We start from the raw sequence: 23880 nt of genomic DNA on the forward strand, positions 1-23880 counted from the left end.
GGCAGCATGAACCCCTATCGCACGCACCATTTAGGAAAAAGTACATAGGTGTACCCACCCGGGGCTTCAGGAATTTATGTATAGGTGCCGGGCGCGCATCATTGCTAAGTGCGTGCGAGAATACGACGTTCTCGCAATTTTTATATAAAGAAGATTTCCTTGATGCGATAGGTCTTGGATTCAAGGACTCGCATAGGGCAGGTTGCTCCTAGATTGCAGTGTCAGTAACTATGCAGATCATCCTATAGTCATGTCGTAGTGCTGTGCAATCCCACTCGCATTCTGAGACGTCGCGTGGGCTCGCTTGTAGCGGCGCTCGCCCCGCCCGCCCCGTGTACGTGTTGGCCCCGTGTGCACCTTCGTTCTAGCCGCAAGATTCCCGCGAAAATCACATCCGCCCGCCGTTCGTAGTTTTTCCGGGTGGGGTAATATGTACAGGCGGCCGGTTATCCCCGGTCGAAATACGCGTGCCCGCATACGAGGGTCGCGGATCGGTCCCGGTACGGGCTGCCCAGTGGGTGGCGCATATTGGGAACCGCGGTTCGTGGGCACCAGGGCGCGGCGGCAATTCCGCCGTCGTGCAAGAACCGATACCGCGCCATTGTAATAATGGCGCCTGAGAAAGGACGCCGCATGGCTGTCGTCACCATGAGCCAGCTGCTGGAAGCTGGTGTGCACTTCGGGCATCAGACCCGCCGTTGGAACCCGAAGATGAAGCGTTACATCCTTACGGATCGTAACTCGATTTACATTATTGACCTGCGCAAGACGGTCGCCGATATCGACCGCACCTACGATTTCGTTAAGGAAACCGTGGCGCACGGCGGAAATATCCTCTTTGTGGGCACCAAGAAGCAGGCGCAGGAAGCCGTGAAGGAACAGGCCGAACGCACCGGGATGCCCTACGTGAATGAACGTTGGCTGGGCGGTATGCTCACCAACTTCCAGACCGTTGCCAAGCGCATCGAGCGCCTCAAGGAACTCGAGCAGATGGACTTCGAGGACGTCGCTGGCTCGGGCCTGACCAAGAAGGAACTCCTCATGCTGTCCCGCGAAAAGGACAAGCTGGAGAAGACCCTCGGCGGCCTGCGTGATATGCACCGTCTTCCCTCTGCCGTGTGGGTTGTGGATACCAACAAGGAACACCTCGCGGTTTCCGAAGCCAATAAGCTCAACATTCCGGTGGTTGCCATCCTGGACACCAACTGCGATCCGGATGAAGTTGCCTACCCGATTCCGGGTAACGACGACGCCATTGGCGCCGTTGGGCTGCTTACCCGCGTCATCGGTGATGCGGTAGCCGAAGGCCTCCTGGCCCGCGGCGCCGGCAAGAACGCCACCGAAGATGCGATGCCCGAATGGGAACGTGAAGTTCTCGCGGCCGGGGAATCCACTGAAGAAGCTGCTCCCGCCGCGGAAGCTGAAGCTGCTCCGGCCGAAGCCACCGAATCTGAAGAAAACAAGTCCGAAGAAGCTGACGCCCAGGCCTAAGCCTGAGCGCTACAAGTGAGGAGTGAAGCATGGCTAATTACACAGCCGCCGATGTGAAGGCGCTGCGTGACAAGACCGGCGCCGGCATGATGGACGCCAAGAAGGCTCTCGACGAAGCCCAGGGGGATTCCGCCAAGGCCGAAGAGATCCTGCGCGTCAAGGGCATGAAGTCCGCCGCCAAGCGTTCGGACCGCACCGCTGCGAACGGCCTGGTTGCCTCGCATGTGTCCGATACCGCTGCCGGCCAGCGTGGCATTCTCGTGGAGATCAACGCCGAAACCGATTTCGTGGCCAAGAATGAGAAGTTCATCGGTATGGCCGATGAAATCCTGACCGCCGCCGTGGATTCCGGCGCCGATAGCGTGGAAGCGCTGCTCGCCGCCAAGCTGGGCGACGGCACCGTTGCAGATCGCATCACCGCCATGACCGCCGTTATCGGCGAAAAGATGGAAGTTTCCCACGTGGAAGTCCTCGAGGGCGAGCACGTGGAAGCTTATATGCACCGCACCAACCCCGACCTGCCCCCGCAGGTGGGCGTGTTGGTTGCCACCGATGCCAAGGCCGCCGAAGTCGCGCACGACATCGCCGTGCACATCGCCGCGCTCGACCCGAAGTACCTCTCCATTGAGGATGTTCCGGCCGACGTGGTGGAAACTGAGAAGCGCATCGCCACCGAAACCACCATCGCCGAAGGCAAGCCGGAAAAGGCCGTGCCGAAGATCGTGGAAGGCCGCATGCACGGCTTCTACAAGCAGGTCGTTCTCGAGGAGCAGGGCTACGCCCGCGAGCCGAAGACCCCGGTCAAGACCATCGTGTCCCAGACCGGCGGCAAGGTGACCGGTTTCAAGCGCCTGCGTGTCGGTTCGCACGCTGAGTAAGTTCATGCGCGTGCCGGGACGTAGTTTCCGGTTGCCGGGAGCTTAGCTTTCGGTTGTGAGAACACTAAACGCCGGAGGGCGGGATGTACGAGAGTACCTCCCGCCCTCTGTTGTATGTAGCGCCGGCGCTTTGAGTGCAGGTGCGGGCTACGTGTGCATGCAGATGCGGCGCGATTGATGGGCACCGGTGTGGGTGCGGTGCGTGTGCAGTGAAAGTGCGCCAGTAGTACGACGACGGCGCCCCGCGTGCCGCGGGGCGGGACAGGGCTACCCGACGTACGCTCCGTACCGAATTTTAGGATGCGTGGATTTCAGTGGCTTCGGAACCTAAATAATCTTGCAGGATGGTTGAGATATACGACGTACCAGCTCAGGGCCGGGGTGCTTAATGTCTAAAATTTAGAGTATAGACATGAATATTCTTTGAGAATAAAATGCATTTCAGCAGTTATAAACCTAAGGAAATATTTGCCATGGTTGCACACATCTCGGGGGGAGCTTATTTTGTCCAAGCGTATCCGTGTTGTTCTAACTATTCTCCTTGCTGTGGGGTTCATCGGATTTAGCACCGTCCCTGCCTCTGCGGCGACCGATGTCCCGATTACCGTAGGTAGCGACGCCTACGCAATCGATAATGAAGGTCAGATCACCAGTGAGAGCGAGTTCCTCTACGACTCATCCAAGGGCGATACCGCTGCTGATGCCTACCAAATTGCCTACCGCGGCACCCTCGATATGAAGGGTGTGTGGAACAGATACAACATCTTCAAAATGGCGTGGATGTTCAAGAATGGCTTTGACAAGGCGCGCTACGCCACTAAAACCTTCAGCGGGGAGTGGGATATTTCCTTCACTGTTGATCCCTCGGTGGTCTCCTCAAATCCGGACTTTGTGAGCTGCGAGGCTGTGCAGTCCGAAATGGATAGGCAGAATGCTCCCTCCAAGTTCGGCGAGATCATGCGCTGCGAAACTGCCGCATACGATGCCGCCACCGGCAAGTTCACCGCTCATTTTGGACTGCACCACGCGGACGGCAGCAAGGTGACGGGCGCGGACCTCGACAAGCCGGAATACCAGCCCGCCAAGCTTGTTCTTACCACCCCGGCGCACGCCTTCTACGTTCCGCAGTCCAAGTTTGAGGCCGGCAAGACCTTCTCCATGGTGGAGCCCACCGTGCGCGGCACCATGGCAATGGATTACTTCTACGTGGGGATGCCGCTGCGTTTCAACGACACTTCGGAGCCGGTGACCTTGACGATGGTTGCTACCAACGATGCCAGCTTCACCTTCGCCAGCCGGGATCCTGAACGTCAGCTCCCCGAGAGCGTCACCAAACTCGTACCGGAGCGCGTGACTAAGTTGCGTGACGGTGCACGGGTGACCCCGCCCGCACTAGCTCAGACAAGCGTTGTCGACGGCGAAGGCACCTGGACCTTTGATGCGTGGGAACCCGCTGAGGCAACTGTGGCTGGAAGCAATCTCAACTTCGTTGGTTACTGGAAGTACACGGTGAATCCCGACGCGATCTTCACCGCAACGTACAACTATGTGGCAGCTGATGGATCTGCGCTTCCCGAAGAAGTGATGGCCACCCTCCCGAATTCGGAGCAGGTTGTCCAAGGCTCCACTGTCACTGCTCCAACTCCGGCACAAACAGAGTTCATAAGTACCACTCGCACCGAGAGCGCAGATGTGGTGACAACGTGGAAGTTTGATGGGTGGGAGCCTACGAGCGCGGTTGTTGATGGTGCGGATCTGAGCTTCACGGGCACCTGGACGAAGACGGTTGTGGAAACACCGCTACCGCCCAATCCGGAGCCTGAACCGGGGCCCACAACGGAGCCGGAACCCGACCCGACGTGTGATCCAACAGTTGAGCCAACGGTTGATCCGACGGATACTCCCAGCACGGAGCCCTCGCCCCGTCCATCGACGGAGCCGTCACAAACCCCGACGGTCGCTCCAATACCGGAGCCGGCACCAACCTCCGCACCGCAGCCCACGGTGCCAGCGCCCGTGGCGCCCACGGCCACTCCCACGATCTCCCCAGCGGTCGCACCAACGGCTAAGCCCGCGCCAGTAGCACAAGAACTGTCAAAGACCGGGCAGTCCGCGAGCCCGTTTGCGCTCGCTGCCGGAGTTCTTATGCTTGCCGGAGTCGGGGTTCTCGGCTTGCGCCGTCGTTCTCACTAAAAACAACCGAACGACGCAAGAAACGCAAGTTTAAAGATAGGAATAACAACGTGGGCAAGAAAACTGTTGCGGTAGTAGCCGCAGCCCTCCTTGGTTTTTCAACGAATGCTCTAATATCCCCGGCTTTTGCGGCGACAACGGTGGGGACGGAGCAGGAGCTCCGTAGCGCCATCACGGCCGGCCAGAGCGTGAGTCTGAGCGCAGATATCACGCTAACCGGTGAAATTGAGATCCCGAGCAACGCGGATCTGAGCGTTGAGGGCCAAGGGCACACCATTACGGCCGGAGCACCGAGCGCTGCCCCGGGCGGGAACGACCATTACAATATGTTCCGCACCGCTGGTGGGCAGGTGACCTTCTCTGATGTCACCCTTGATGGTGCAGGTAAGCGCCGGGGACTGTGGCTCGGTGCGGGCTCTACCGCCACCCTCGACAAGGTGGCGATCAAGAACGGAACAACCGCCGGAACCCGCAATTTCGAAGGTGGGGCCGTGTACGTTCTTGACGCCGCCCTGAACGTCACCAACGATTCGGTAATCGAAAACAATTCGAGTATCTGGTCACAGGCCACCTACGATATGCGGGTCGCAGATGAGACGAAGAGGAATCCTGCCTTTGGGAACCTTCCCGCCGAAACTCAGGGTGCTCAGATCAGCCAGATGCCTAACGGTGGGGCGATTTACGCCACCGGGGCGCGCTCTACGGTGAACATTAGCGATTCCACGCTCCGTACAAACCAGGCGAAGGATCATTCGCAGGACAGTGCAAGGGTGCGCGGTAACGAAGGTAACGGCGGTGCCATCTACATGGACGGGGCGGCCACATTGGTGGCGGAACGGGCTTCCTTCATTGATAACCACGTCGCCAGGGTTGCTACCGGCGGGTACCAAGGCGGTGCGATCTATGCGGGTGACAGGACGACGGCGCGCATCACCGGCAGCACCGTCAACGTTGGCGCCCCCTTCAATACCGGTGGATTCCTCCGTGCATTCAACGCGAAAGTTACCGTGGATAACAGTGATTTCACCTTCACTGGGCGCGGGGATGCCTACGGAATTTCCGGTGGTGCTTTTGCGAGCCAGGACTCGGCGCTCAAAATTAATAATTCGCGCTTCGTGGCCAGTGATAGTTCCAAGGTGACTTTCGCCGGCGGTTTCATCGATATTGTCGGCACCGGAAGTTTTGAACTGACCAATTCGCAACTAACCGGACGCGGCAGCGGCAACGGAAAGGGGCTGGCCACCTTCGGCGGTGCTATTGCCTTTGAAACAGGATCGAGCGCCACCGCGGTGATCCAGAATTCCACCATTCGCGATGTGCACGCAGATTCCAACGGCGGTGCGATTTCCCTTTCTACCCGGATCGGTGAAGAATCTGCGGTTAATCTTCGCGTTGTCGATTCCACGATTTCTAATGCCGGAACCCTGGTTTGGGGGCCTGCCACACAAGTAGGCGGTGCGCTCTTCGTGGGCCCGGGAAACACGGTAGCTCTGGAAGGTGCGACGCTGAGCTCCGGGCGCTCGGGGCGCGGTGGTCTTATATACAACGAAGGCTCTACCACCATCACCGGTGGGACGGGCCCCTCGAAACTCTCGGGCGGTTTTGTCTATTCGGCAGTTGGCGCGGGTATTTTCAATGACGGCTACCTGAAACTCGACGACATGAGTTTGGGCGGCAACAAGAAGGGCGACTGGTCAGTACATCAGGATCATCCGTCGAGCATCGAGGTGGACGGTGCCCGGATTGGGGAGTACCCGGGTTTGAATGTGTATGCCAATAAGGATGTGATTATCACGCCCAAGGCGCGCCTTGATACCGGTGACGTGCGGGTGATCGACGGACAATCCGCGGTGCTCCTAACGGGCAAGCTCACTAACCAGCTCAATATTTCCCTGAGTGAGAATGTTAAGAATGCCAGTGAAGCGCCGTACGCCGGGCAAAACGAGCCGACGCAGCGCTACATCGGCTACACGGTTGCGAAGGGCGCGGACGGCTACGTGCCCGGCGCAGATGACGCGAATATGGTCCACTATGTCACTCGCGATAACCGCCAGGCTGCCGCGGAATTCGGTGACCACACAGGTGCGGGTTCCTGGGATTACGTGCTTTCCGATGAGGGCACCGTGGTCCTTGGGCAGCGTGCCACGATGTGGTATCACCCCAATGAAGGGCACTTCGATGCCCAAGCGCAGAACGTTGAGGCAGAACAGCCCTATACGATCTACTCCTCTACAAAGCTCCTTCAGGAGCACCCGGCGGCTCGCCCCGCTCAAATGACCCGGTACGAGGGTGCGAACCCGGTTCGCGAGGAGACGCGCACCATTACCGACAGCCTGGGCCGCACCGCTGAGCTCGGCACCTACACATTCGTGGGTTGGTATTGCTCTGCCGTCACTCCCGCCGAGATTGCGAGCGGGCAAGCGAATAATAAGGGATACGATTTCGCGCACGCCTTTACCGACGGTGTCTCAGCTAACTCCGTGGCCGATGCTAAGGGGAACAAGAACCCGTGCACGGCCGCTAGTCGAGTAATTGGCGCCGAGACGGCGCGCGCTGAGCCCGCACCGTCACAGCCGGCCGCCCCCATCACGCAGATTGTGGACCCGAATGAGCTCACTGCCTATGCGGGCTACGCTCCTGCTTACGGCGTGACCTCCACATTCGTGAGCGGTACTGCCGGCAAGGAACTGCCCGAGGGCGTAAAGAAACAGACCCCCGCCATTGACACCAAAAACGGTGCTGGCTACACGGAGGGCGATACTGTCGCTTCGGCCGTACCAGATTTCACGGCGGTGCCCGATGGCAACGGCCAGTGGACTTTCCAGAGCTGGGATGCGACCACCAAAAAGGTCACGGGGGCCGATCAGGAATTTATCGGTACGTGGGTGTGGCACCAGCAGCTTTTCAAGGTAACCCATGAATTCCAAGCTGCGGACGGTGCTAAAAAAGCCCTGCCAGAGGCACTAGCGGCGCGCACTCCCGCCGATAACCTCGGTGAGAACGGTCAGGGTTTCCCGAAGGGAACGCTTGTCACCCCCACAGACACCTTCGATAAGGCGAGATACTCGGATGCTCCCGGGGAAGTCTGGTCTTTCACGGGGTGGGACCGCGCGAGCGACACCATTACCGATGCCGACGTTCACTTCCTCGGCTACTGGAGCCTGACACGGTATCCGCAGCCAGCTGTGATGGGAGCCTACGGGGAATGGCAGGACGAGGAGGTGACCTGTGAGAAGAATACGGTGACGCAGACCCGTATGAAGACCACGTATACGGTCACCTGGAATGCCACTACTTTGGAGTGGGATACGGTGCCCACGACTGAGACCGAAAACCAGGAGCGGGAGAAGACTCCGGAGGAAGTGAAGGCCTGCACTCCGGAACCCACCAAGGACCCGACGTTCACCGAGTGGATTGATGGGGAGAAATTCTGTGAAAGCCACCAGGTGGCGCAATCCCGCACCAAGACCGCGTACACGTATACCTGGAATGCGGCTGCCTTGAGCTGGGAGGAAACGGCAACGTCGAGCACCGAGACGCAGTCTCGGCCAATGACCGCTGCGGAAATCAAGGAATGCGCGGTGGAGCCAGATCCGGCACCGGAGCCTGGGCCGCAGCCGCCTGCACCGGCACCGCAACCGGAACCTGGTCCCGCACCGCAGCCTGATCCAGGGCCCGGCCCGGAGCCGGATCCTCAACCAGATCCGCAACCGGAACCGAGCAAGCAGCCTGCTCCGCGGCCTGACCCGCACCCGAGTGTCACGCCGTCGGCACCTGGAAGGCCGAGCCCCGAACCTACACGGGAGCCGAGTCTGATTCCGACACCGGTGCCGACGTCAGGGCAGCCAGCCCAGCCGGCGCCCACGCCGGATCAAACACCTACGCCACCAGCTGGGCGCTCGCAGCGCCTCGTGCATACGGGTAGCGGGACTGGCGGCGCCATTGGCGTAGCCTTCCTCTCGATGCTCCTGGGCGCAGGCGCCATGGTTTATCGGCGCGGTGAGCGTCGCTAAACAGGTAGCGTGAGATAGTTGAGCTGTGCGCTCCGTCCGGCAAGGACGGGGCGCACAGCTCCGTCGTCGTACCCTCACGCACCGTGCCCTGTCCCTATCTGCTCATAAATGTCTATAGCTCCCACCGGGCACTTTCACATAAGATGAGGGGCGCTGAACTGACAAAGGAGTAAGAGGTGAGCATAACCATTCCCGATCCGCACACCCTCGCGGTTGAGAACGCCCGCGCGGCATACAAGAAAACTAAGAAACCGCTGACGCGATCCTTCGTGATGGCACTCTCGGGCGGCGCCTTCATTGGCATGGGCTACATTTTCTACATTACGTCGCAACAGGGCCTGGCCGACGGTCCGCTCGGCCCGGCGAAAGTCCTGGGAGGCCTGTGCTTCTCGGTTGGCCTCATCCTGGTGGTGCTGACCGGCTCGGATCTCTTCACCTCAACCACGATGACGGTTATGCCGCTCTACCACAAGAGGGTGCGTCCCCGGCGGTTCTTCGCTCACTGGGGCACTTCTTTGGCCGGCAATTTGGTTGGTGCGCTGTTTTTGGCGTTGCTCGTCTTTGGCGCGGGCCAGGCGCTCTCCAACGGCGGGGCGTGGGGGGAGGTTGCCCTCCATACCGCGGCGGGCAAGGCCGCGCATTCTATCCCGGAGGCCTTCCTCCTGGGCGTGCTCGCGAATATCGCGGTGTGTGCCGGTGTATGGATTGCGCAATCGGGGCGTTCTACGGCGGATAAGATTCTCGCCTGTCTATGCCCCATCCCGCTTTTCGTTGCCGCCGGATTCGAGCACTCGGTGGCCAATATGTTCCTGCTTCCGCTCGGCCTTATGTGCAAGTACTGGGGCGGGGATGCTTTCTGGAATTCCGAAGCGGTCCTCGCTTCCGGTCACGGGCTCGCTGACTACGCCGCATTCACGCCGGGCGCCGTTGCCCTCAATATCGGCGTGGTGATTCTTGGCAATATTGTGGGCGGCGGTTTCATCCTCGCCACCTACTTCTGGGTTGCGTATCTGCGTGACGACGACGCAGCCGACGTTTACGACGCGCCGTTGAAGTAATCCACGCCGATACCGTAACGTGCCCGCATATGGACATACACGAAGCGGGGGCTTCCATCTACGTAGGAAAGCCCCCGCTTCGTGCATCTTACGCCGTTGCTACACCACAAAAACGGCCACGCACGCCAGTCCGATCCCCACAATCACCAGAGTGAGAAGGAAACCGAAGAGGACGGTGCGTGCCCCCGTATGCATAATCGTTTTGAGATGAACGCCGGCGCCCATGGCGCCCATGGCGGCGATGAGGAGCCAGTTGGCGACGTCGTTACCAAGAATCTGCAAGGCGCTGGCCGCCCAAGCCTGGTTTTCCAGCACGGAGGCGATCCCCACCGCGATCAGGAAGCCGAGTACGAATAACGGGATGAGAGGTGCGGAGCTCCGCGTATGGCCGTGAGTATCGAGTGCCGCACCGTCCAGCCCCGCGGCGCGGGCCTCGCGTTGCTTAGCTGCGCGCTCCAGTAGCCCCACCACGGCGATCACCGCGGCCAGGCACACCACGCGCCCAAGCTTGGCGGCAGTAGCGGTATCGGCAACCCCACCGTAAATATTGGCGGCGGCCACCACCTGGCCAACTTCGTGAATGGTGGCGCCCATCCATACAGCCGCCTGGTTGGCACTCAAGTCCAGCAGGTGGGCGAGCCAGGGGAGTGCCACCAGGGTGAGGGTACCGAAAAGCGTCACGCAGGCAATAGCGGTTGCCGCGGCGGTATCGCGTTCATCTTCGTTACGCACCCGCACCACGGCGGAAGTTCCCGCCACCGCGGAGGCCCCGCAGATGGAGGTACCCACGGCGGTGAGAATAGCCGAAGCGTGGGGCACCCGCAGGAGTTTGCTCAGGGGCACAGAAATGAGCATCGTTGCGGTCACGCAGGTGACGATCGTGATGAGGGTACCCCAGCCCAAGCCCAAAATTGCGGGGATGGACAGGCGCAGCCCCAGGAGTACCACCCCGGTGCGCAGTACCCGTTTGGAGGTGAAAGTGAGACCGCGGTTTGCTGAACGAGGAATAAGTCCCAGGTTGCGCACCAGCATGCCCAATACGATAGCGAAGAGCATGGCGGAAAGCAGGGGCATCAGTTTACTCAGGCCCCAGGATGCTACCGCGATGAGAGCGGCAAGCAGTACGCCCGGCGTGAGGGCGCGCAGTGACGCCGCCCATGTGGCGGCATCAGAAGAAGTATTTTCATTAGACACCCGGATATTATGCCCCAGTGCGCGCTGGTATGGTTAAGCCCGATGAACTGAGCGACGGGAGGCAATGGTGACGCTACTGGAACATGATGCGAGCTCGGATGGGGTCCGCCGAGTTCTTCTTAAATTATCTGGGGAAACTTTCGGGGCGGGTAGTGTTGGCGTCGATGCCGCGGTACTCCAGCGTGTCGCCGGGGAAATTGCCGAAGCGGCGGCTTCTGGAATCGAAGTAGCCATTGTTGTTGGTGGAGGAAACTTCTTCCGCGGAGCTGAATTGCAGCAATCTGGAATGGATCGTGCCCGGGCGGACTATATGGGGATGCTCGGTACCGTTATGAACGCGATCGCGCTCCAGGATTTTATCGAGCAGGCCGGAACCCAGTGTCGCGTGCAAACCGCAATTCAGATGACGCAGATTGCCGAACCCTATATTCCCTTGCGCGCCATCCGTCACCTCCAGAAGGGACGGGTGGTTATTTTCGGTGCCGGAGCCGGCATGCCCTACTTCTCCACCGACACGGTTTCCGCCCAGCGTGCCCTGGAGCTGCGCTGCGATGAGCTTCTTATGGGCAAGAACGGGGTGGACGGAGTCTATACCGCAGATCCGCGCACCCATCCGGAAGCGGAAAAGCTCACCGCTATCAGCTACGATACGGTGCTTTCCCATAATCTCCAGGTGGCCGACGGTGCCGCCTTTGCTCTGGCACGGAATAACTCTCTGCCGATGCGGGTTTTCGGTATGACCGAGCCGGGTAACGTCACCGCAGCGCTGCGCGGTGAGAATATTGGAACGGTGGTCTCCGCCCAGGGCGTATAGCCCCGCTAAGCCGGTAAGATATGTCACATCGGGCGCATGGTAGCTGCGTCGTCGTACCACGTAGCTACGCGCCGTGAACGAAACTGCGAAGGAAAAAAGATGATTGAAGAAGCTTTGCGCGAAGCCCGCGAAAAGATGGGCAAAACTATTGAAGCAACCAGCGAAGAATTTTCGCATATCCGCTCCGGGCGGGCCAGTGCCGGGATGTTTAACCCGATTCTGGTGGACTACTATGGCACCCTCACGCCGCTCCAGCAGCTAGCCACCATTACCATTCCCGAACCGCGCACCGTGATGATCACGCCTTTCGACCCAGGTGCCAAGCAGGGCATTGATAAGGCGCTGCGCGAATCCGACCTGGGCGTCAATCCCTCCGATGACGGCAATGTGCTGCGCGTGAACCTCCCGGCTCTGACCGAGGAACGCCGCAAGGACTACGTCAAGCTGGCTCGCAACCGCGCTGAAGACGGGCGCGTGTCCATCCGCGCAGTACGTCGCAAGGCGAAGGACACCCTCGAAGCTATCCAAAAAGATGGCGAGGCCGGGGAAGATGAAGTCAAGCGCGCCGAAGACGAACTGGAAAAGCTGACGAAGAGCTTCGTGGAGCAGATCGATAAGCTCCTCGAAGGCAAGGAAAAGGACCTGCTCGAAATCTAATGTCGCGCCCCTCGTTGCGGAGCCTGCTCGCTCCGCGTCCCCCGCAACCGCCGCGCCCCACCTCCTCGCGGGCCGGACGTAACCTCAAAGCCGCCGTGCCCACCGCGCTCATCCTGCTAGCGCTGGTGGCGCTTAGCGTTCTCTGGCGTATCGAGCTCTTTGTGGTGCTCGTGGTGGTGGCGCTCAGCTTTGCCGTATGGGAGGCCGCGGGCGCGTTTCTCGCGCGCCGTATCCGACTGCCGCTCACGACGCTACTGGCCGGGAATATCGTGATACTGGCGCTGGCCTGGTGGCGCGGACTCGGTGCAGCCATGCTGGCTTTCGGGGCAACGGTGGTGGCCTGCGCCCTGTGGTTGGGGCTACGCGACCGGGCGCGCGCGCAAGTGAGCGACGCCGCCTGCGCGGTGTTCGTCTCTCTATGGGTTAGCGTGCTGGGGAGTTTCGCGGTGGCACTGTGCCAGCTGGATTCCCCGGCGTGGATGGTGGCAGCACTCATCCTTTTGCCCGTTGCCAATGACACCGGGGGCTGGGCTGCCGGGGTGCTTTTTGGGCGCCATCCGCTCGCCCCGCGAATTTCGCCGAAGAAAACCTGGGAGGGGTTGGCGGGATCAATCCTGGCCTGCCTGGTGGTGGCATTGTTGCTTGCCACAGTGGCTCTCGGGCACAGCGTGTGGTGGGCCTTCGGTATCGGGATGGCAGCGGTGGTGTGCTGCACTGCCGGTGATCTGCTTGAATCACGCCTCAAACGCTGGCTCGGTGTTAAAGATATGGGTGCAATTTTCCCCGGGCACGGTGGCATGCTTGATCGTATTGATTCCATCCTGCTGTGGGCGCCGTTCTGCTACCTTTTCTTCGCGGTGGCGCAAGGGGTGTTCTGAGGCAAGCCCGGTAAGGCGAGCCCGGTGTACGGTGCGACTGCGCTGTGAGCGAGAGCGGCGTGTGGTGGGCGCATATGGCAAAATGAGTGCGGCACATTAAGAGGGAAGGTCGGCAGGTCGGCACCGTGGTGCCGGCGTAGATAAGTGAGGTGAGTTGTGAGCACGTTTAAACGAGTGGGTCCGCTCACGCGCGGATACAATACCGAGCAGGTCGATGATTTCCTCGCCCGCGCAAAAGACGCATATTCGCGGGGCACTGGTGATATGGACGAAACGGATGTGCGGCGTGCCGGTTTTTCCCGCCAGCGTGGCGGATATGATCCGGCCCGGGTAGATGCTGCTCTCGACCGTCTCGAAGCTGCCTTTATTCATCTTAAGCGGGCTAATACTATCGGGGCGCGTGGGGAACAAGCCTGGCTCAACCTCGCCTACCAGGATGCTAAAAGCCTTTATCCGCGCCTCCTGCGCCCGGCCGGGCAGCGTTTTGCTGACGCTGAAGGCTGGGGATACCGCAAATCGGATGTTGACGAACTGCTCGATCGCCTCGCCCGGTATTTCGACGGTGAAGAAACCATCACCTCAGAAGTGGTACGCGACGCTATTTTCCCGGAATCACGCGGGAAAAACGCTTATGACGAAGCCGTCGTTGATGTGTTCCTCGAGCGGGCTGTCAGCGTCTTGCTTGCGGTGGAGTAAACACACTGCGATGAAACGCTCCATTTGGCCGCATCGAGCTGCGTCCTCGCTGCGCCGTCTCACGGGCGCGGATAAATCCCGCGCTCTGGAATTTTTAGCCCGCGACCCGATCAACTCCGTGCTCGCCCGCGTCAATGTAGAACGCATGGGCGTGGGGACATCCTCGGCGCTGGCGGCGATGCACCGCCGCGATATTGAAGCACTAGCCTGGGACGGCGGCAATATTATTCCCCTGGGATTTTCCCCGGCGGGTCTGCGTGAACTGGGCGACGATATTCTTTCCCGCCATCGGGTAGCCTGCTCCATCCTCGGGCCAGCCGATCAGGTTCTTGGACTGTGGGAGCATCTGGAGCGCTCCTGGAGCCCCGCTCGCGAAATTCGTGCGCGCCAGTATTCCCTCTCCATGACTCACGCCTCCGCGGTAGCACCAGATCCGCAGGTGCGTCCGGCCGAGCCCTGGGAATTCGACGCTGTTTTCCCCGCGGCAGTCGCCATGTTCACCGAGGAAGTCGGATACGACCCGACTGTTTATGGGCCGAGCTACGGGCGGCGGGTCCGTGAGCTGATCCGCTCCGGTTACACTTTCGTGCGCATGGGCATCGATCCCGCCACCGGCGCCCCGCGGGTGGAATTCAAGGCTGATATCGGTGCATTGGCCGGGGGAGTGGCGCAGATCCAAGGTGTATGGACTGCTCCTGACCTACGGGGACGTGGGATAGCGACCCGGGCGATGGCCAGCGTCGTCGACCAGGTGCGCGCCCGCTATGCATCCACCGTCTCCCTCTACGTCAATGACTACAATACCGCCGCGGTTAGGCTCTACCAGCACGTAGGTTTTAGCCGCGCGGGGGAATGGGCAACGGTCCTCCTCTAGCTTCAGGGCGCCGCATGTACCCTCTGGCATCACGTTGCCGCTCCGTTTGGCGCTGTTGCTCCGCTCGGGTACCGTTCCCACCATCCGCTCCGGTGCGCCGAGTGGGCCGTGCCCCGTTTGCGCCGTTGCCCCATCCACCACCGGTGCCGCGCCGTCCTGCATCATGAGCGGGTAGAATGGCGGGCGTGCTGAGAATGTCTAGTCTTTTTGTGCGCACCTTGCGCGAAGACCCGGCCGACGCCGAGGTCGCCAGTCATAAGCTCCTAGTCCGCGGCGGGTACGTGCGGCGCGTGGCCCCAGGTATTTACACCTGGCTGCCGCTCGGCTTGCGCGTGCTGCGGAAAGTGGAGCGGGTTGTCCGCGAAGAAATGGATGCATCCGGGGCTCAGGAAGTACTTTTCCCGGCCCTGCTCCCGCGCGAACCTTACGAAGCGACAAACCGCTGGAGTGAATACGGCCCCACCCTCTTCAAGCTGGTGGATCGCAAGGGTAACGACATGTTGCTTGCCCCCACGCACGAGGAAATGTTCACGCTTCTCGTCAAGGATCTTTATTCTTCCTACAAGGATCTGCCTCTTACGCTCTATCAAATCCAAACGAAGTACCGCGATGAGGCCCGCCCGCGCGCCGGCGTGATTCGCGGGCGCGAATTCGTCATGAAGGATGCGTATTCCTTTGATATGGACGAGGCGGGGCTGGACGCTTCCTACAATACGATGCGCGCCGCCTACCAGCGTATTTTCGAGCGCTTGGGTCTGCCTTACGCGATTGTTTCCGCGATGTCCGGGGCAATGGGCGGCTCGCGTTCGGAAGAGTTCCTGTTCCCCACCGCGATTGGGGAGGATACTTTTGTCCGGTCCGCGGGTGGTTACGCTGCGAATACCGAAGCGGTTACGACGCCGCCGCTTCCCAAGCAGGACTTCTCTGACGTTCCGGCACCCGAGCTGGTGGATACCCCCGGGGCGAAAACTATCGCTGACCTGGTTGAGATGGCAAATCAGGTGCATCCGCGTTCGGACCGCCCCTGGAGCGCCGCAGATACGCTCAAGTCGGTAATCGTTACCCTCACTCATCCCGATGGGGAGAAAGAAGTGGTGGTCATCGCTCTTCCCGGGGACCGCGAAGTTGATATGAAGCGCGTGGAAGCCAGCTTGGCGCCGGCCGAGGTGGAGCTTGCTGCTCCTGAGGATATGGAGAAGTACCCGGGAATCGTGCCGGGTTATACCGGCCCCGGTGCGGTTGGCCCGCAGGCCCGCGGTGGCGCCGTTGCTGACAATTCCGGCGACGGAGCTGACGGTGCTGGCGACGGCGCAACGGTGCCGGTGGCGCGCCTCCTCCTTGACCCCCACGTGGCCCGCGGCTCGCGCTGGATCGCCGGCGGCAACGCGGTGGATAAGCATATTTTCAACCTGGTCTACGGACGCGATTTCGAGGCCGATGGCACCATCGAAGCCGCGGAAGTACGTGCCGGCGACGAAGCCCCGGACGGTTCGGGCCCGCTCGATATCGCGCGCGGTATCGAAATTGGCCATATTTTCCAGCTGGGGCGCAAATACGCCGAGGCTCTAGGCCTCACGGTGCTCGACGAAAACGGTAAAACTCGCGTGGTCACCATGGGTTCCTACGGGGTGGGTGTGTCCCGCGTCCTCGCCGCTATTGCCGAGCAGTACCACGATGAGAAGGGCCTGGTCTGGCCGGTGGGCGTAGCGCCCGCGCAGGTACATATTCTTGCTACCGGTAAGGACGACGCCGTCTTCTCTGCCGCCGAGGACTTAGCGAAACAGCTGACCGCCGCGGGTATCGAAGTCCTCTTCGATGACCGCCGTAAGGTGAGCGCCGGAGTGAAATTCGCTGATTACGAGCTCCTGGGCATGCCCTACGCGGTGGTGGTTGGCCGGGGTCTGGCCAATGGAACGGTGGAAGTACGCACCCGCGCCACCGGGGAATCCGAAGACGTGGCGGTGGCGGATGCCGCCGCTCGGGTACAGGAGATTCTGGCTGCTGCCCAGGCTAGCGAGTAATCCTTCCCACGCTGGCTGACAGTGTGCTCGGATCTTGCTCGTAACCACAAAATGCGCTTCCAGCTACATAAATATGTATGTTCTGGAAGCGCATTTTGTGTGCTCGGGGGCGGGGCGGAACTGGCCGGTATCCGGGCTGTGTTCAGCTAAAAGGCACCTAGGACCCCCACCGCGAAGCAGAAAGCCAGGAGAGTTCCCATATCCGCGACGGTCTCAAGGTTGAACCCGAAACGTGGCGGTTTACTGCCGGGCTTGCGGTATTTCTTGACGATAACGAATAAAACCGTGAAAACGGCGCAGGCGCCTAACAAACGCGGCCATTGGTAGGCGAGCGCCTCGCCGTAGCCCACTTTTTTCTCGAGTAATGCCCGTGAATTATTGATGTGGAAAGTGAGCAGCAAGAAAATCCACAGAACATAATCGGCAAGCAGGTCTAAAATGCGCCGCATACGCCGCTCAATGACAGAGTCTTCATCTGAACGCGGCAACGGGTCATTGAAGCTGGGCTGCTTTGACTCATCGCTGGGAGAATCGCTGTTTGTCCGCATGCAAACAACGTACCGTATTGGTAGTGATTATCGTGGACATAACGTAATTAGCCTGCCGTGTGCGGTGAAAGCCCGGGGAGTGCTGCACTACCGAGGCTCTGGCTCGTGGCACCGCTGGGCCCGATAACACCGCCCGCAGCGGTCCCGCCGCCACCACCATCCAAAACAAGCGCAAAATTAAGAGCCTCCGTGGCCGGCGCTCCGCTTTGCCATAGTGCACCGATCAAAGTGGCATACGCGGCGGATGCGAGCTCATCGTCTGCAACAGCCGGGAGGGGAATGCTGGCGGCGCGGGTATCCGGGGTGCCGGCGCGAAGTAGGGCTTCCTCCAGATCAGCAATGCGCGCGATGCGTTCCATGCGCTCGGCATGTCCCTCCATATCCCGGCGTGCCGCATCAACTTCGTACCACTGGCGGGCCGTATTCGCGGCAGCGAGAAGCTTCGCGTCGCCGCCCGCTGGTACCAGCTGGGCGACGTCGTACCTAGGGCCACCCGCAGCCGCGGCACCAAAGGGATCCGGGGCGGGTAACCCGCTAGCCTCGGCCACTACCTGGGCATCCCACGTTGCCCGCAGCGCAATAGCGAAATAAAGTGCGCGCTCGCCGGCTACTTCCTCAGATATCTCCTCGCGAGCGACGAGGCCTTTCGCTGCGCCGTCTGTTGCGCCATCCGCCGTACTCGCGGTCGCGCCTTTCGCCGGAGTTTCCGCTTCGGGCAGTAGCGCATCCGCTGCCGTTACCGCCGCGGAGCTAATCTTGGATAATTCCGCGAGTAATTCAGCAGCATCGGGAGCCAGGGGAGAAGGCTCGGGAGAATTTGTATGCCCGGCCGGGGCTCCGCTCGGCCACGCCTGCCATACCCCACCAAGCTGGTTCTCCCATATGCTCGCGTGCTCGGCAACATCCTGGTATACCTGCGCGGTGTAGCCGCCCGTTTCAGCGGCCAGATCGGTGGCGGCTGCCGAGCACCGCTGGGATGCCACGGCAAGACTTTGGCGCAGTTCCTGCGTCATCGTCATAGGTGTGGGGGAGGGGTCGCCGTGTTCCCACCGTGCTCCCATCGCAATAAGAATGGCGCCAATGATGAGGATCGTAAGCACGGCGGTGCCCACCAGCTGCACCGTGGTTCGAACCGGCTGAGAGGTGCGCCGATGAGCGAGCGCTCCGCTCCGGGGTGCAGCTGCCATGCTTCTCCGCTTTCGTGACGAGAATAAAACCGCTTACATTGTGCCACCTCGATCGGCCTGGGAGACGGTGCGCGCGCTGATGATGGTGCGCTGCGCACCGTGCCACCGTGGGCAACGGCGGTGATACCTGCGACGTAGGCACCGCTTGGCACGCCCGTGTACCACGGCGCGGCGCGGAAACTGTAGGATTAGCCCATGAGTCATTCCAAGAGTTCGCGTCCTCCCGCGCGGCGGGACCGCCGCTCTACCGGGCCCCGTAAATCCAGTCAGGCACAGCGGATCGGCGAAATCATCGCCGCGATTGAACCTCTTGTTTCCCAATGCGGGCTCTACCTGGAAGGCGTAACGGTGGGCCGTGCCGGTGGGCGCGCCGTCGTTCACGTCACGGTCGATCTCCCCAGCGGCCCCGGCGGTGTTGGCTCGGATCAACTGACCGACGTTTCGCGTCTTATTTCCGCGCGTTTGGACGACGTCGACCTCGTTCAGGGTGCCTATAACCTGGAAGTGTCCACCCCCGGTGCCACCCGCCCGCTCGTGGAACCGCGCCACTTTTCCCGCGCAGTGGGGCGCCTGCTGCGTCTGACACCCTCCGGTGAAGACGAGATCGTGAGCCGGCTGCGCGCCGTCGAGGGCGATACCCTGGTCCTCGCATCGGATAACGGGGGAGCGGAACGGCGCTTACCCATTGGCCGGGTGGAACGGGCCCGCGTTGATATTGAATTCCATCGCGACGGCGAGGAAGAGTAGGAGAAATCGTGGATATTCAAATTCACATGAACGAGCTGCGGGCCCTGGAAAGTGAACTTGGCCTGAGCTCCGATGTACTCGTCGAAGCAATTGAAGATGCCCTGTTGCACGCCTATGCGCGGGTGCCCGGCGCGATTCGCGGGGCCCGGGTCGATATGGATCGGCGCACCGGAAAAATCGTGGTGTGGGCCCCGGAAATTGACGAAGAGGGTAATGTCGTCGGTGAATTCGATGACACCCCGCACGATTTTGGGCGCATTGCGACGGCGACGGCGAAATCCGTTATCGCCCAGCGCCTCAAGGAAGCCGAGGCGAATCGCGTGCTCGGCTCCTTCAAAAATAAGCAGGGTGACATTATTTCCGGCGTTGTGCAAGGCCGGGCCGGACGCGATAGCTTCTCCCGCGATCTCCTCGTGGAAGTGGGGGACCACGAAGCTATTTTGCGAGCGGAGGAACAGGTTCCTACCGAGCATCTCAACAGGGGGGATCGCATCCGCGCCCTTGTCTTGGACGTAGTGGTCACCAGCCGTGGTGCTTCTATTCGGCTCTCGCGTACCCACCCGGATTTTGTGCGCCGTCTCTTTGAACTGGAAGTGCCTGAAATTGCCAGTGGGACGGTGGAACTCGTGGCGCTCGCGCGCGAAGCGGGGCACCGCTCCAAGCTTGCCGTGTACGCCGAGGATCCGGAGGTTAATGCCAAGGGTGCATGTATTGGCCATAACGGTCAGCGCGTGCGTGCGGTCACCACGGAGCTGGGTGGGGAGAAAATTGACATCGTTGATTACAACGATGATCCGGCGGTATTTATCGCCGCGTCACTGTCCCCCGCGAAGGTAACCCGGGTGGATATCATCTCCGTGGAGAAACGCCAGGCCCGCGCCATTGTTCCCGATGGGCAGGCATCCCTCGCTATCGGTAAAGAAGCGCAGAATGTGCGCCTAGCAGCCAAGCTCACCGGGTGGTCCATCGATATTCGTAAAGAATCCGATGTGCACGAAGCTCCCGTCGCGGAAATTTCCGGTGGCGAAGCCCCCAACGATGCTGAACACGGGGAAGATCACGCGGCACACGTGCATGATGACGTGCGCTAGTAGCATCTTGCCGCTAAAATAGATAGGGTGTGAATTTCGAGGCGGTGGGATGATGGCGAAAAATCCGCGCATGTGCGTGGGGTGCCGTCAGCGTGCTGCCCGGGAGGATCTGGTGCGCTTAGCGCTAACCGATGCGGGAGTTGTTGTGGATAGAGAACAGCGACTGCCCGGCCGGGGTGCGTGGGTGCACGCCCACCCTGACTGTCTAGCCAGGGGAATGCGGACGGGACAACTTGCGCATGCCTTTCGCTGCGCCGTCGTTCTTCCTCCGCATGCCGTAACAGAAGTAATCAGTTCGCTCGCGTGAGCGGAGCGAAAACCCGAGACCAAGAAAGCGGGTTGGAAGCTGATGGGCACCCGATGAGTACCCAACGATGAACAACCGGATTTAGCGGGTCCGCGCGCACTTTTGCCGGGCCCAACGAAGGAGAACTGTGGCAAAAGTCCGCGTCCATGAACTCGCCAAAGAACTGGGGGTGACCAGCAAGAAGCTGCTGGCCACACTCAAGGAGAATGGCGAATTCGTCAAATCTGCCTCGTCCACCATTGAGGCACCTGTTGTGCGTAAAGCACGTGAATACTTTGAAGCGCACCCCGAATTGGTTGAATCCAAGGGGAGCGCAAAGCCGGCACCGCGCAAACCTGCCCGTAAGCATCCCGTGGCACCCGATGCGGTGGATATGCCCGCCGGTTCGGCCTCGATTGTCGATGTGACGGCGCAGGCGAAGGCAGCCGCGAACTCCGGTGTTGCCGGCACCGGCGCACCCAAGCCCGGCCCGAAGCCGACTCCTGCCAAGCAGCGTTCGGATAGTGCCGCGGCGCCCACCCCGGCCGCGGTGGCAGGCGCTGCCGGAGCCGTTACCGGAACCGGCGCTAGCGCCGGTGTGCCTAAGCCCGGCTCCGCAGCTGGCGCTCATGGCAGTGCGGCCCCGAAGCCCGGTAAGCCCGGCCCGCAGCAAGCCACGCCGAAACCGGCTCCCAAGCCCGGTGCGTCTGCACCGTCCGGCAAGTCCGAGGGAGCGGGAACTGGGCACGGCGCTGATGCCGCGCACGGCGGCGCAAAGCCCCAGGAAAATGGGCACTCCGGCCGCTCCAATATTCCTACCCCGCGCGGCGCGGTGAAATCCGCCAAGGCGGCGCGTGCCGAAGCCGATCAGCGCACCCCGCGCCCCGGGAACAACCCTTATGCCACCTCGCAGGGTATGCCCCGTCCCGGTGGCGGGCGCGGCCCGCGGCCCGGCAATAATCCGTATGCCACTTCGCAAGGTATGCCCCGTCCCGGTGGCGGGCGCAAGAATGCGGGTACTCCCCGCCCCGGTGCGCATCAGGGCTCGCATCAGAACAACCACGGTGGCGGCGGGCAGCGTTCCGGTGGCGGGCGCGGGCACGGAGGTTCGCGCCCCTCGCCGGCGATGATGCCTAACCAGATGGCCGGTGCTCCCTCCTCCGGGCGGGGCGGTCGCGGCGGTGGCCGCGGGCGGGGCCCGGCTGGTGGCGGTCAGAACCGCGGCGGTCAGGGTCGGCCCACGGGCGGTTTCACCCGCAGTGGCGGGCGCTCGCGCGGCGGTTCCACCGCCGGTGCTTTCGGGCGCCGCGGAGGTGGCGGAGGCCGCAAGTCCAAGCGGACCCGGCGCGAAGAATACGAGGCACAGTCCTCGCCAATGCTTTCCGGCGTCCAGGTTCCCCGCGGGGATGGCTCCACCGTGGTGCGCCTGCGCCAGGGTGCTTCGCTGGCGGACTTCGCCGAACGTATCGGTGCGTCCTCGGCGGCCCTCATCACCGTGCTCTTCCGCATGGGCGAAATGGCCACGATGAACCAGTCGCTGGACGAAGATACCTTCAAGCTGCTGGGAGCCGAACTCGGCTACGAGGTGGAAGTTCTCTCCGCTGAGGATGAGGATCGTGAAATCCTGGAGAGCTTCGATATTAACCTCGAAGAAGAAGAGCTCCTGGAAGACGAAGAGAACCTCAAGCCGCGTCCCCCGGTTGTTACCGTTATGGGCCACGTGGACCACGGTAAAACCAAGCTCCTCGATGCGTTCCGCCACTCGCGGGTGGAAGGTACCGAATCGGGCGGTATTACCCAGGCCATCGGTGCTTTCCAGACCGATATCGAATACGAAGGCGAAACCCGGGCGATCACGTTCATTGATACCCCCGGTCACGAAGCCTTCACCCAGATGCGCGCCCGCGGTGCGGATATTACCGACATCGCGATCCTCGTGGTCGCCGCGGACGACGGTGTGATGCCCCAGACGGTGGAAGCTATCAACCACGCGCAATCCGCGGGTGTGAAGATCATCGTCGCGGTCAACAAGATCGACGTGGAAGGCGCCAACCCGCAGAAGGTGCGCAGCCAGCTAACCGAATACGGCCTCATCGCCGAAGAATACGGCGGGGACACCATGTTCCTCGACGTGTCGGCCAAGCAGCGTATCGGCATCGACGATCTCCTCGAAGCCATCCTTTACGTGGCCGATGCCGAACTGGAACTCAAGGCCAATCCGGATCGCACCGCGCGCGGTGTTGCCATCGAAGCGAAGCTCGATCAGGGCCGCGGTTCGGTGATTACCGCACTGGTGCAAACCGGTACGCTGCGGATCTCCGATCCCATCGTGGTGGGTATTGCCCACGGGCGCGTGCGTGCCATGTTCGATGCCAGCGGCAACCCGGTCAAGGAAGCCGGCCCCTCCATGCCGGTCCAGGTGCTCGGCTTGGACGCGGTGCCCTCCGCCGGGGATGCCTTCCTCGTGGCAGACGACGAACGAACCGCACGCCAAATTGCCGAACAGCGCGAGTCGGCCCAACGGGCGGCTTCTCTGGCACGGCGTCGCAAGCGCGTCTCGCTGGAGAACCTCGGGGATGTCCTTAAGGAAGGCAGCGTCGAAACGCTCAACCTTATTATCAAGGGCGATTCCTCCGGTGCGGTGGAAGCGCTGGAATCCTCGCTTCTCGATATTGAGGTCGACGACGAAGTGGCGCTGCAGATCATCCACCGTGGTGTGGGTGCTATCACCCAGAACGACGTCAATCTCGCAACCGTTGATAACGCCGTCATTATCGGTTTCAATGTGCGCCCGGCGGAACGCGTAGCGGATCTGGCCGAACGCGAAGGCGTGGAGATGAAGTTCTACTCGGTCATCTACCAGGCCATCGAGGAAGTGGAAGCGGCCCTCAAGGGCATGCTCAAGCCCGTTCTCGAGGAAGTTCAGCTGGGCAGCGCCGAAGTGCGCCAGCTCTTCCGCTCGGGCAAGGCCGGCACCATTGCCGGCTCCATTGTCCGCACTGGCGCGATCAAGCGCGGGGCGAAGGCACGGTTGGTACGCGACGGCGTCGTGGTACAACCCGAGCTCGAAATTGTCTCGCTGCGCCGCGAAAAGGACGATGTTACCGAAGTACGCGAAGGCTACGAATGCGGCATTACGCTCGGCTACCGCGATATTCACGAAGGCGACATTATTGAAACCTTCGAGATGCAGGAGAAGGCTCGCAGCTAGGGGCCAGTTCTGAGGAATGTTGCGGCCCGCCGGATCGCCACTG

At 61.3% G+C, this 23880-nt stretch carries 18 protein-coding genes; 15 read left to right on the forward strand and 3 right to left on the reverse strand.

Going from position 1 to position 23880, the window contains the following annotated elements; genetic code table 11:
• Nucleotides 1-633 precede the first annotated feature (633 nt).
• The 5 genes from rpsB (at nucleotide 634) to ACRQEG_RS01405 (ending at nucleotide 9633) form a co-directional block, all read left to right on the forward strand.
• Entirely contained in the window at nucleotides 634-1491 is an 858-nt protein-coding gene (gene rpsB / locus ACRQEG_RS01385) for a 30S ribosomal protein S2 (protein ID WP_435730795.1), read from the forward strand.
• Between the two features lie 29 nt (nucleotides 1492-1520).
• Nucleotides 1521-2369, forward strand: coding sequence for a translation elongation factor Ts (gene tsf, locus ACRQEG_RS01390; protein ID WP_016442485.1), 849 nt, complete (start codon nucleotides 1521-1523; stop codon nucleotides 2367-2369).
• 546 nt (nucleotides 2370-2915) lie between these two features.
• Nucleotides 2916-4562, forward strand: coding sequence for an SHIRT domain-containing protein (locus ACRQEG_RS01395; protein WP_320757295.1), 1647 nt, complete (start codon nucleotides 2916-2918; stop codon nucleotides 4560-4562).
• Between the two features lie 50 nt (nucleotides 4563-4612).
• Nucleotides 4613-8575 (forward strand): SHIRT domain-containing protein, encoded by a 3963-nt coding sequence (locus ACRQEG_RS01400; protein WP_435730794.1) that lies wholly within the window; start codon nucleotides 4613-4615, stop codon nucleotides 8573-8575.
• Nucleotides 8576-8751: 176 nt separating this feature from the next.
• Nucleotides 8752-9633 carry a formate/nitrite transporter family protein gene (locus ACRQEG_RS01405; RefSeq protein ID WP_016442488.1) on the forward strand — a complete coding sequence of 294 codons (882 nt, stop codon included), beginning with the start codon at nucleotides 8752-8754 and terminating at the stop codon, nucleotides 9631-9633.
• 99 nt (nucleotides 9634-9732) lie between these two features.
• On the opposite strand, the gene ACRQEG_RS01410 is transcribed toward ACRQEG_RS01405, so the two are convergent.
• The gene (locus tag ACRQEG_RS01410; RefSeq protein WP_016442489.1) at nucleotides 9733-10827 is read right to left on the reverse strand and encodes a YeiH family protein; all 1095 of its coding nucleotides are present in this window, start codon (nucleotides 10825-10827) and stop codon (nucleotides 9733-9735) included.
• A 64-nt stretch (nucleotides 10828-10891) separates the two neighbouring features.
• Between ACRQEG_RS01410 and pyrH the strand changes: the two genes are divergently transcribed.
• The 6 genes from pyrH (at nucleotide 10892) to ACRQEG_RS01440 (ending at nucleotide 16767) form a co-directional block, all read left to right on the forward strand.
• Nucleotides 10892-11641: a UMP kinase gene (gene pyrH / locus ACRQEG_RS01415; protein WP_284898402.1), complete on the forward strand. Its 750-nt coding sequence runs from the start codon at nucleotides 10892-10894 to the stop codon at nucleotides 11639-11641.
• Nucleotides 11642-11740: 99 nt separating this feature from the next.
• Nucleotides 11741-12298, forward strand: a complete 558-nt coding sequence (gene frr / locus ACRQEG_RS01420) for a ribosome recycling factor (protein WP_016442491.1) — start codon at nucleotides 11741-11743, stop codon at nucleotides 12296-12298.
• Entirely contained in the window at nucleotides 12298-13176 is an 879-nt protein-coding gene (locus ACRQEG_RS01425) for a phosphatidate cytidylyltransferase (RefSeq protein ID WP_320757293.1), read from the forward strand. The genes frr and ACRQEG_RS01425 overlap by 1 nt, the downstream gene beginning before the upstream one ends.
• 156 nt (nucleotides 13177-13332) lie before the next feature.
• Entirely contained in the window at nucleotides 13333-13872 is a 540-nt protein-coding gene (locus ACRQEG_RS01430; RefSeq protein ID WP_016442493.1) for a DivIVA domain-containing protein, read from the forward strand.
• Nucleotides 13873-13882: 10 nt separating this feature from the next.
• Nucleotides 13883-14746 carry a GNAT family N-acetyltransferase gene (locus ACRQEG_RS01435; protein WP_320757292.1) on the forward strand — a complete coding sequence of 288 codons (864 nt, stop codon included), beginning with the start codon at nucleotides 13883-13885 and terminating at the stop codon, nucleotides 14744-14746.
• Between the two features lie 194 nt (nucleotides 14747-14940).
• Nucleotides 14941-16767 carry a proline--tRNA ligase gene (locus tag ACRQEG_RS01440; protein WP_435730811.1) on the forward strand — a complete coding sequence of 609 codons (1827 nt, stop codon included), beginning with the start codon at nucleotides 14941-14943 and terminating at the stop codon, nucleotides 16765-16767.
• Between the two features lie 146 nt (nucleotides 16768-16913).
• Here ACRQEG_RS01440 and ACRQEG_RS01445 read toward each other — a convergent pair whose 3' ends face one another.
• On the reverse strand, nucleotides 16914-17315 hold the full coding sequence (locus ACRQEG_RS01445; RefSeq protein ID WP_320757291.1) for a hypothetical protein: 402 nt from the start codon (nucleotides 17313-17315) through the stop codon (nucleotides 16914-16916).
• Between the two features lie 47 nt (nucleotides 17316-17362).
• Complete coding sequence (locus ACRQEG_RS01450) at nucleotides 17363-18502, reverse strand: serine/threonine-protein kinase (protein WP_320757290.1); 1140 nt, start codon at nucleotides 18500-18502, stop codon at nucleotides 17363-17365.
• 195 nt (nucleotides 18503-18697) lie between these two features.
• On the opposite strand from ACRQEG_RS01450, the gene rimP reads away from it, so the two are divergent.
• The 4 genes from rimP (at nucleotide 18698) to infB (ending at nucleotide 23837) form a co-directional block, all read left to right on the forward strand.
• A complete protein-coding gene (gene rimP, locus ACRQEG_RS01455; protein ID WP_320757289.1) occupies nucleotides 18698-19249 on the forward strand; it encodes a ribosome maturation factor RimP in 552 nt (183 codons plus the stop codon).
• Nucleotides 19250-19263: 14 nt separating this feature from the next.
• Complete coding sequence (gene nusA / locus ACRQEG_RS01460; RefSeq protein WP_320757329.1) at nucleotides 19264-20340, forward strand: transcription termination factor NusA; 1077 nt, start codon at nucleotides 19264-19266, stop codon at nucleotides 20338-20340.
• A 70-nt stretch (nucleotides 20341-20410) separates the two neighbouring features.
• Nucleotides 20411-20647, forward strand: coding sequence for a YlxR family protein (locus ACRQEG_RS01465; protein WP_435733759.1), 237 nt, complete (start codon nucleotides 20411-20413; stop codon nucleotides 20645-20647).
• 127 nt (nucleotides 20648-20774) lie between these two features.
• Entirely contained in the window at nucleotides 20775-23837 is a 3063-nt protein-coding gene (infB, locus tag ACRQEG_RS01470; RefSeq protein WP_435730793.1) for a translation initiation factor IF-2, read from the forward strand.
• The last annotated feature ends 43 nt before the right edge of the window (nucleotides 23838-23880 follow it).

Origin of the sequence: Actinotignum stranguriae (assembly GCF_051265215.1) — a bacterium.
Lineage (GTDB): Bacteria > Actinomycetota > Actinomycetes > Actinomycetales > Actinomycetaceae > Actinotignum > Actinotignum schaalii_C.